Raw genomic sequence first — 8,016 nt, forward strand, 5'->3', positions numbered from 1 at the left:
TTCTTCCATCAGCCGGTACGCCACATTGTCGTGGACGGTCAGCGAGTCGAACAGGGCGCTCTCCTGGAACACGATCCCCAGTTTGCGGCGCAGAGCGAACAGCTCCTCCTCCCGCATCTCGCTCACCTCCTCGCCCAGCGCATAGATGGCACCGCTGTCGGGCTTCAACAGTCCCAGAGCCAGCTTGAGGATCGTGCTCTTGCCCGACCCGGCCACTCCAAACAGGGCCTTGGTCTCGCCACGCTGCAAGCGGAAGGAAATGCCGTCGAGCACCAGGTTGTTCTCGAACGCCAGGTGCACGTCACGAAAGACGATCGCGTCTTCCGCCGGATCCTGGGTGGCGGCGGTCGGAGCTTCGAGGGGTAAAGTCGGAGCCGACATGAGTAAGAGAGATTTCCCTCAGCTTCCCAACACCACCATGAGGAACCTGGTCACGAAAACATCGACGACGATGATCAGGATCATTGCGGCCACCACCGCCTCGGTGGTGGCGCGACCGACGCCTTGAGTCCCACCCTTGGTGGACAATCCGTAATAACAACCGATGGTGGCGATGATAAAACCGAAAACCAGGGGTTTGGCCAGGCCCATGAAGACGTCGGAAAATTGCAGGGTCTGCCAGGCGCTGCTCCAGTAGGCGTGCGCATCCATGTGCAGGAGCAGGCTGGCCACCACGCTGCCTCCGGTCAACCCCAGCAGGTCGCCGAGAATCGTCAGAAAAAACATCATGACGATGGTGGCAATCACCCGCGGCGTCACCAGCTTCTTCATGGGATCGGTGCCCAGAGCGCGCATGGCGTCGATTTGCTCAGTAACGATCATCGAGCCCAGTTCGCTCGCCATGCCGGATGAGTTCCGCCCGGCCACGACCAGTCCGGCGAGCACGGGGCCGAGTTCCCGCACGATGCTGATGGAGACGAGCTGGCCGATCACGCTAGTTGCGCCGAAGCGGCTGAGCGTGGTGGCGCTGTTGAGCGCGACGGCGGCTCCGGTGAAGAACACGGCCGCCAGCACGATGGGCAAAGAGCCAAAGCCGATCAAGTCGGCCTGCTGAGTCATGTCCGCAAGGTAGCGCGGTCCGCGGAACAGGTTAAGCAGCGAGTGGAAAGCGAGCAGGGAATACTCTTGTACAGACTGAATCTTTTTCTTGACAAACTCCGAAGGGGAGATGAGTTCGATGTCGCTCAGGAAGTCGCCTGTCGCCATAGCTCGCTCCGTGGTGCCTGTCGAAACTATAACAGAGCGGGCTTCAGCCTACGCCGCAGGTGGCATGGACCTGCGTCCGTGCCTTCTTAAGAACCAGCCCGGCGGACTGCGGGCTGCGATCTACTCCCGATTTTTCTTCCGGATCTCGATATTCAGGCGCTTGATCTTCTGGTTGAGGGTAGACAACGGAACGCGGAAGCGTTCCGCAGCCTCGGTCTGGTTCCAGCCGCACTTTTCCAGCATGTCGATGATGATGCGGCGCTCGCAGCCTTCGAGGATATCGAAGAGGGAGGCGTCGGGACGGTGCTCGAGCAAGGGGAATGTGGATCCCCGACCGGCGATGGGATCGGGCAACAGGTCAGCTCCGACTTCAGATCCCCCGGAGAGCACGACCGCACGTTCGATGACGTTCTCCAGTTCCCGTACGTTGCCCGGCCAGGAGTAGCCCAACAAGGGCCGGAGGGCTTCGGGCGTGATGCGCAGCGGCGGCCTCCCATTTTCCTCGCAGTACTTGTTGAGGAAGTGCTCGGCCAACAGCGGGATGTCTTCCTTGCGCTGGCGCAGCGCCGGCAAGTCAATGGTGATCACGTGGAGGCGGTAGAACAGGTCTTCGCGAAACTTACCGTCCCGGACCAGTTGCTTCAGGTCTACGTTGGTGGCGGCAATGATGCGCACGTCGACCTGGATTTCGTGCACGCCGCCTAGGTGCATGAAACGGCGATCCTGCAGCACGCGGAGGATCTTGCTCTGGGTGTCCAAACCCATGGTACCGATTTCATCCAGGAACAGGGTCCCACGGTCGGCCACCTCGAACAGCCCCTTCTTGGAGGCAATGGCGCTGGTGAATGCACCCTTGACGTGCCCGAAAAGGGTGGACTCCAGTAGGTCCGGAGGCATGGAACCGGCGTTGACCGGGACGAAGGCATGGTCGCGGCGTGGCGAGTTGAGGTGGATGGCTTTGGCAATGAGTTCCTTGCCCGTACCACTCTCGCCTTGAAGCAGGACGGTGGAGCGACTGGGGGCGACCTGCGCAATCAGGTCGAGGATCTTCAGCATGGCGTCGCTCTTGCCCACGATGTTTTCGAAGTTGTAGCGCTGTTTCAGGGCGCGCTTGAGCTGGACGTTCTCTTCTTCCGCCCGGTGCCGAGCCACCGCCGCGCGCACGTCGGCCAGCAGCTTCTCGTTGTCCCAGGGCTTCTGGATGAAGTTGACGGCCCCGCTCTGCATGGCCCGCACCGCGTTCTCCACCGTGCCGTAGGCGGTGATCATGATGACCGCGAGCTGGGAGTCGCGCTGCCGCAACTCCTGCAGCACCTCCAGGCCGTTGCGGTCGGGCAGGGCGAAGTCCAGCAGCATCAGATCGAAGGGGCGGTTGGCCAGCCGCGCCAGTCCCTCCTCGCCGCTGCCCGCCGACTCCACCTCGAAGCCCTCCATCTGCAGCAGGGTTTCCAGGGATTCGCGGATGGCGGCTTCGTCGTCCACGATCAGGATGGTTCCGGGGACGGGCGCTCCTTCCGCGCCCCCTCGTTGCGTGAGTACGGCTGCTTCAGACATGGACCGCCTTTCGCGTCATGGGGAACTGCAGGTAAAACCGGGTGCCTTCGCCGGGCTGGCTCTCCACCCGGATCTTGCCGGCGTGCTCCTGGATGATGCCGTAGGTGACGGCCAGGCCCAGCCCGGTGCCGCGGGGCTGGCCCCCCTGGGTCCCGTTCTTGGTGGTGAAGAACGGGTCGTAGATGCGGTGGATGTGCTCCTGGGCGATGCCCACGCCGGTGTCGGCCACCAGCACCTGCACGCTGGAGCCGTTGGCGGTCGACACCGTCAGCGTCCCCCCTTCCGGCATGGCGTCGCGCGCGTTCAGGAAGAGGTTGAGGAAGACCTGCTGCAGCTTGCCGGCGTTGCCGTGGATGACGGGCTCCTCCGCCGCCAGCTCGTCCTGCACCTTGATGCGCGCCGTCTTCAACTGGTGCTCCAGCAGGGTCAGGGTGTCGCGGATGATCTTGTTGAGGCCGACCGACCCGAACTCGGTGCCGCTGGTGCGCGAGAAGTTCAGCAGGTTGTTGACGATCTCGGAGGCGCGGAAGGTCTGGCGCGTGATCTTCTCCAGCAGCGCCGACTTCTTCTCGTCGTCCTGCACCTGCTTGGAGAGCATCTGGGCGTAGGAGGAGATGACCGCTAGCGGGGTGTTGACCTCGTGCGCCACCCCCGCCGCCAGCAGCCCGATGGACGACATCTTCTCCGCCTGCGTCAGTTGCGACTCCAACTCGATGCGCTCGGTGATGTCGTCCACGATGATCAGCCGCCCCACCACCTGGAACTTCTTGGTCACCAGGGGCGCGATGGCCAGGTTGGTGATGCGGGTGTCCCCCGCCGAGGTCTCCAGCCGGAACTTGTACAGGTTGTGGATGCCCGCCGTGGGCCGCACCCGGTAGAACTCCTCCACGAAGGCGGCGGGGAAGACCGCGCTCAGCGGCTGCCCCAGCGCCTGCGCGCGCGGCAGCGCGTACATCACCTCCATCTGCGAGTTCCAGAACTCGATGCGGTCGGCCAGGTCCACCGCCAGCACCCCAACGCTGATGGACTCCACGATGTTCTCGTTGAAGTCCTTCAGGCGCTCGTACTCCGTCACCTTCTGCTCCAGCGAGGCATAGAGGCGGCCGTTCTGCACCGCGATACCCACGTAGCCGGCCAGCGCCTCCAGCAATTCCACGTCCTCGCTGGAGAGGAAGTCGCCTTCCATGGTCTTGCCCAGCCCCACCACCGCGATGATGCGATCCTGGATGGTGCAGGGGATGTAGTAGTTCAGGTCCAGGCGGGCGATGGTCTGCCGCGCACCCGGGCTGTCCAGCATGGCCTGCTGGGTGTTGTCGAAGAACAGGTGCCGGCTCTCGGCATCGTGCCCCGCCCGGGTCAGGAAGCTCAGGTCCAGCTCGCCCCCGAAGGAGATGCCGTACGACTTGGCCAGGGTGAAGCGCTCGGGGTGCTCCGCGTCCGCCAGGAAGATGGCCATGCGGTCCACCAGCAGGGTGCGCGCCAGCCGCTCCATCACCGAGCTCAGCATCTGGTCCAGGTCGGTCTCCGAACTCAGGTCCCGGCCGAAGGCGATCAGCGTGCTCCGGTAGTCGTAGCGCTTCTTGTAGAAGACCCGGTCCAGCCGCTGCTGGGTGTAGTTCTTGACCGGGTCGAAGAGCAGGGCGGTCGCGATCACCGCCACGATCAGACCCAGCGGCCCGGTGCTGGGCAGGTTGATGTGGATGAGCTCCGCCACCACCGCCACGGAGCCGTAGTAGAGTCCGATGATGGCCGCCGCCGCCAGCGTGTACACCACGCCCCGCTTGAAGATGATGTCCACGTCCATCAGCCGGTAGCGCACGATGGCGTAGCCGAAGGTCAGCGGCAGGAAGACCAGGGAGAAGGCCGAGACCTTCATGGCGGTGGTGGGCAGCGCTCCTCCCAGGTAGGGGATCACGTAGAAGAGCGTGAAGGGGGTGATGGCCAGGATGGTGCCGCGCGTCACCCACTTCATCTGCTGCCGCAGCACCGGGGTCTGGGCGCGGCGGTAGCGCCGCCACAGCGCCGCCGCCGACACCGTGAACAGCAGCACCAGGTAGACCATCTCCACCCGGTCCAGGTTCCAGCGCAGCAGTTCGCTGGCCTGCAGTTGGCGCAGCACCGCGATGTGCAGCGCCAGCAACCCCGCTCCCGGCAGATACACGGCTCCTACCAGCCAGGGCCGCCGCCGCAGCAGCTCCCGCGGCTCCGGGAAGGTCAGGGCGAAGTGCAGAAACAGCGCCGGCTGCAGCAGCCAGGCCGCCACGTTGCACCAGTAGATGGCCCAGTCGAAGGTGCTGAAGTTGCCGACATAGTGGAAGGAGTAGAACGCAAACGAGACCAGGCAGAAGACGTAGAAGTGGGTGGACTTGGGCGCGGTCCAGCGCCGCAGCAGCACGTACAAGCCGATGCCCAGGTAGGTGAGAGCGATCAGCCGCAGGCCCAGGTTGAGGGAGTTATCCGCCGGCTCCAGGATCACCGGCACGTCCAGGGGAACGTCGTTGCGGCGGACCGAGTAGGTCGCGCTCCGCCACGCCCCGCCCTTGTACATCTCCCGCGTCAGGGCCCCGCTGGTGTTGACGGTGCGGTTGTTGATGGCATTGAGCACGTCCCCGCTCTTGATGCCGGCGCGGTCCGCCGGACCTCCGGGGGCCACCCGCTCCGCCCGCAGCCAGTGCTCGTGCTCCACCCACCACACTCCGTCGGTGGGAACGCGGTTGCCCCACTCCACCTCTTTGCGATAGTTCAGGACGGCGCAAATGACCGCGCCCAGGGTGAGCACAGCCAGCAGGATGGCGACAAAGCGGACTTGCAGGTCCTTGGTCATGGGCCCGGGCACACGCACCCCACCGCGCGCTGCGGACGCGGGCGGCTTCCCCGTGGGATGCAAATCGTGTGCCACCGTGTTGCCCATGGCCTTCTCTCTAACCCATTGTGGTTCCGTAAGATAGAGCATTATAGTGGCTTTCGCTTTGTCCGGCTACGGTTTTTCGTAGGCATATGTGATTTTCTGTATCCCCCCGACCGAGGGAAGCGGCCGGGCTGTGGCCTTCAGGGCGGGACGATGACAAGGTCGCTTGGGCGAGGATGGACGAATCCTCGCCCGGCCTCTAGAATTCGAGGGTCGTCCAGATTTCCATGCGGAGAAGGGAAGCCGTGGCGGAAGACCTGAGTCTCGACATCCTGCGCAAGCGGCTGAAAGAGGGAGATTACCTGGAGATCTCGACCGGGGGCGGCGCCTTCGAGGTCTGGGCCGAGCCCCTGGCCAACCCGCCCGCCGTCTACTACGAAGGCGAGCAGCATCCCATCGCCGAGTTGGAGCGCATCACCGAGAAGATCCTGGCGGAGCTGCGCCGCGGCGAGATCCGCTGCCGCTGGGTCGAGGACGATTAGCCGCCCTCGCAAAACGCGGGGAAGGCCGAAGCCCTCCCCGCCAAGAAGCGACAGAGGCGATAGCTACTCCATAAGAAGTCAGGAGCCGGTCCTTCGGTTGCCCGCCCGCGTGAGCCCGCCCGCAAAAGTCGCGCCCCCCAAAGTGGCAGGGACGGAAGAGTGCTGGGCCACGCTCGACGGCCACCGCCTCCGCTACCTGCGCGCCGGCGCGGGGCCGCCCCTGCTGCTGCTCCACGGCCTGCTCGGCTACTCCTTCTCCTGGCGCTTCAATTTCGCGGCCCTGGGCAAGCTTGCCACCCTCTACGCTCCCGACCTGCTGGGCATGGGGTTCTCCGACCGGCCGGCGCTGGACTACGGCCTGCGCGCCTCCGCCCAGCGCGTGCTGCGTTTCCTGGACGAGCTGGGGATCGGGCAGGCCGACGTGCTGGGCACCTCCCACGGCGGCGCCGTGGCCCTGCGTCTGGCCGCGCTGGCCGCCGAGCGCGGCGCCCCCCGGGTGCGCCGCCTGCTGCTGGTCGCGCCCGTGAATCCCTGGTCCCCGATCAAGAATCCCCTGGTGCCCTTCCTACGCACGCCGCTGGGACGCTTCTGCCTGCGCCGCCTGGGCCCGCGGCTGGCGGTGTTGAACGACTTCGTGCTGCGCCGCCTCTACGGCAGCATCTCCCGCCTCGCCCCGGGAACGCTCGCGGGCTATCACGCGGCCGCGCGGCTGCCGCACACCGCCGACTACGTCTACGCCATCCTCGATGCCTGGTCCGCCGACCTGGCCGAACTGGAGCGCGAGTTGCCCCGCCTGCGCAGCCTCCCGGCCTTGCTGCTCTGGGGCGACCGCGACCGCGCCGTCTCCCTGCGCTCGGCCGAGCGCCTGCGCGCCTGCTTCCAGCGTGCCCGCCTGGTGGTGCTGTCCGGCGTCGGCCATCTGCCCTACGAGGAGGTCCCGGAGGAGTTCAACCGCGTCATCGCCGACTTCCTGGCCGCGCCCTCCGGGGAAACTCCCGCGCCTCTTTCCCGGGTCGGATAAACTAGCCCCGCCCCCACCTGCGTAGGGGAAGCCGGCATGGGCGAGCGCCTTTTCCATATCCTGCGGCACTTCTTCAACCACTTCGGCTACTGGACGGTGGCCATCGCCCTGTTGCTGGAGAACGCCGGCGTGCCCGTCCCCGGCGAGACCATCCTGCTGTTCGCCAGCTTCCTGGCCTACTCCGAGCGCCGCTTGCACCTGCCCTACATCATCCTGGTGGGCGTCCTGGCGGCCACTCTGGGCGACAACATCGGCTACTGGATCGGCTACCGCGGCGGCCGCCCCATGCTGGAGCGCTACCAGCACATCTTCCACATCCGCCAGAAGACGCTGGAGCGCGGCGAGCGCCTCTTCGCCCGCTACGGCTCGCACACCATCTTCTTCGCCCGCTTCATCGTGGGCATGCGCATCATCGCCGGGCCCATGGCGGGAGTGCTGCGCATGCCCTGGCGCTCCTTCGCCCTCTTCAACTTCCTGGGCGCCACGCTGTGGGTCACCGTCGTCTCCCTGGTCGGCTATCTCTTCGGCAGCGAGTGGGACGACCTGCTGCGCATCATGAAGCGGGTGAACACGGGCCTCTTCGTGGCTGCGGCGGTGGTGCTCGTCCTCCTGTACTGGCGCTATCGCCGGCGCCGCGCCGCCCGCGCGGGCACTGGCGAAGAAGACTGACCTGCGATTGCCCCCGGCGCGCCGCCGGTGCTAGGCTGCGGCTAGCGCCGCTCTCTCATTCTCGCCCATGCGCGCCGCCCTGCAATCCGCCTTCGCCAACATCGACCGCCAGGCCTGGCTGCGCTTCTTCGGCGCCCTCCTGGGACTGAGCGTGGCCTTCGGTGCGGCCCTGCTCT

Annotated in this window: 7 protein-coding genes; 3 read left to right on the top strand and 4 right to left on the bottom strand. The window is 65.8% G+C overall.

Annotated elements, in window-relative coordinates:
• From VEG08_05705 to VEG08_05720, 4 genes are all read right to left on the bottom strand, one after another.
• The coding region (locus VEG08_05705) for an ATP-binding cassette domain-containing protein (protein ID HXZ27481.1) at window positions 1-381 on the bottom strand (381 nt) is incomplete at its 3' end.
• An 18-nt stretch (window positions 382-399) separates the two neighbouring features.
• Entirely contained in the window at window positions 400-1,206 is an 807-nt protein-coding gene (locus VEG08_05710; protein HXZ27482.1) for an ABC transporter permease, read from the bottom strand.
• 120 nt (window positions 1,207-1,326) lie between these two features.
• Window positions 1,327-2,760, bottom strand: a complete 1,434-nt coding sequence (locus VEG08_05715) for a sigma-54 dependent transcriptional regulator (GenBank protein HXZ27483.1) — start codon at window positions 2,758-2,760, stop codon at window positions 1,327-1,329.
• Window positions 2,753-5,671, bottom strand: coding sequence for an ATP-binding protein (locus VEG08_05720; protein HXZ27484.1), 2,919 nt, complete (start codon window positions 5,669-5,671; stop codon window positions 2,753-2,755). The genes VEG08_05715 and VEG08_05720 overlap by 8 nt, the downstream gene beginning before the upstream one ends.
• 242 nt (window positions 5,672-5,913) lie before the next feature.
• On the opposite strand from VEG08_05720, the gene VEG08_05725 reads away from it, so the two are divergent.
• The 3 genes from VEG08_05725 to VEG08_05735 all read left to right on the top strand — a co-directional run bounded on the left by VEG08_05725 (window position 5,914) and on the right by VEG08_05735 (window position 7,840).
• Entirely contained in the window at window positions 5,914-6,150 is a 237-nt protein-coding gene (locus VEG08_05725) for a hypothetical protein (GenBank protein HXZ27485.1), read from the top strand.
• 97 nt (window positions 6,151-6,247) lie between these two features.
• Entirely contained in the window at window positions 6,248-7,171 is a 924-nt protein-coding gene (locus tag VEG08_05730) for an alpha/beta fold hydrolase (GenBank protein ID HXZ27486.1), read from the top strand.
• 36 nt (window positions 7,172-7,207) lie between these two features.
• On the top strand, window positions 7,208-7,840 hold the full coding sequence (locus VEG08_05735; protein HXZ27487.1) for a DedA family protein: 633 nt from the start codon (window positions 7,208-7,210) through the stop codon (window positions 7,838-7,840).
• The last annotated feature ends 176 nt before the right edge of the window (window positions 7,841-8,016 follow it).

The organism is Terriglobales bacterium (assembly GCA_035624475.1).
GTDB lineage: Bacteria > Acidobacteriota > Terriglobia > Terriglobales > Acidobacteriaceae > DASPRL01.

Coding starts and splice junctions, on each gene's coding strand:
- VEG08_05710 (HXZ27482.1), bottom strand. CDS start 1,206: ATGGCGACAGGCGACTTCCTGAGCGACATCGAACTCATCTCCCCTTCG.
- VEG08_05715 (HXZ27483.1), bottom strand. CDS start 2,760: ATGTCTGAAGCAGCCGTACTCACGCAACGAGGGGGCGCGGAAGGAGCG.
- VEG08_05720 (HXZ27484.1), bottom strand. CDS start 5,671: ATGGGCAACACGGTGGCACACGATTTGCATCCCACGGGGAAGCCGCCC.
- VEG08_05735 (HXZ27487.1), top strand. CDS start 7,208: ATGGGCGAGCGCCTTTTCCATATCCTGCGGCACTTCTTCAACCACTTC.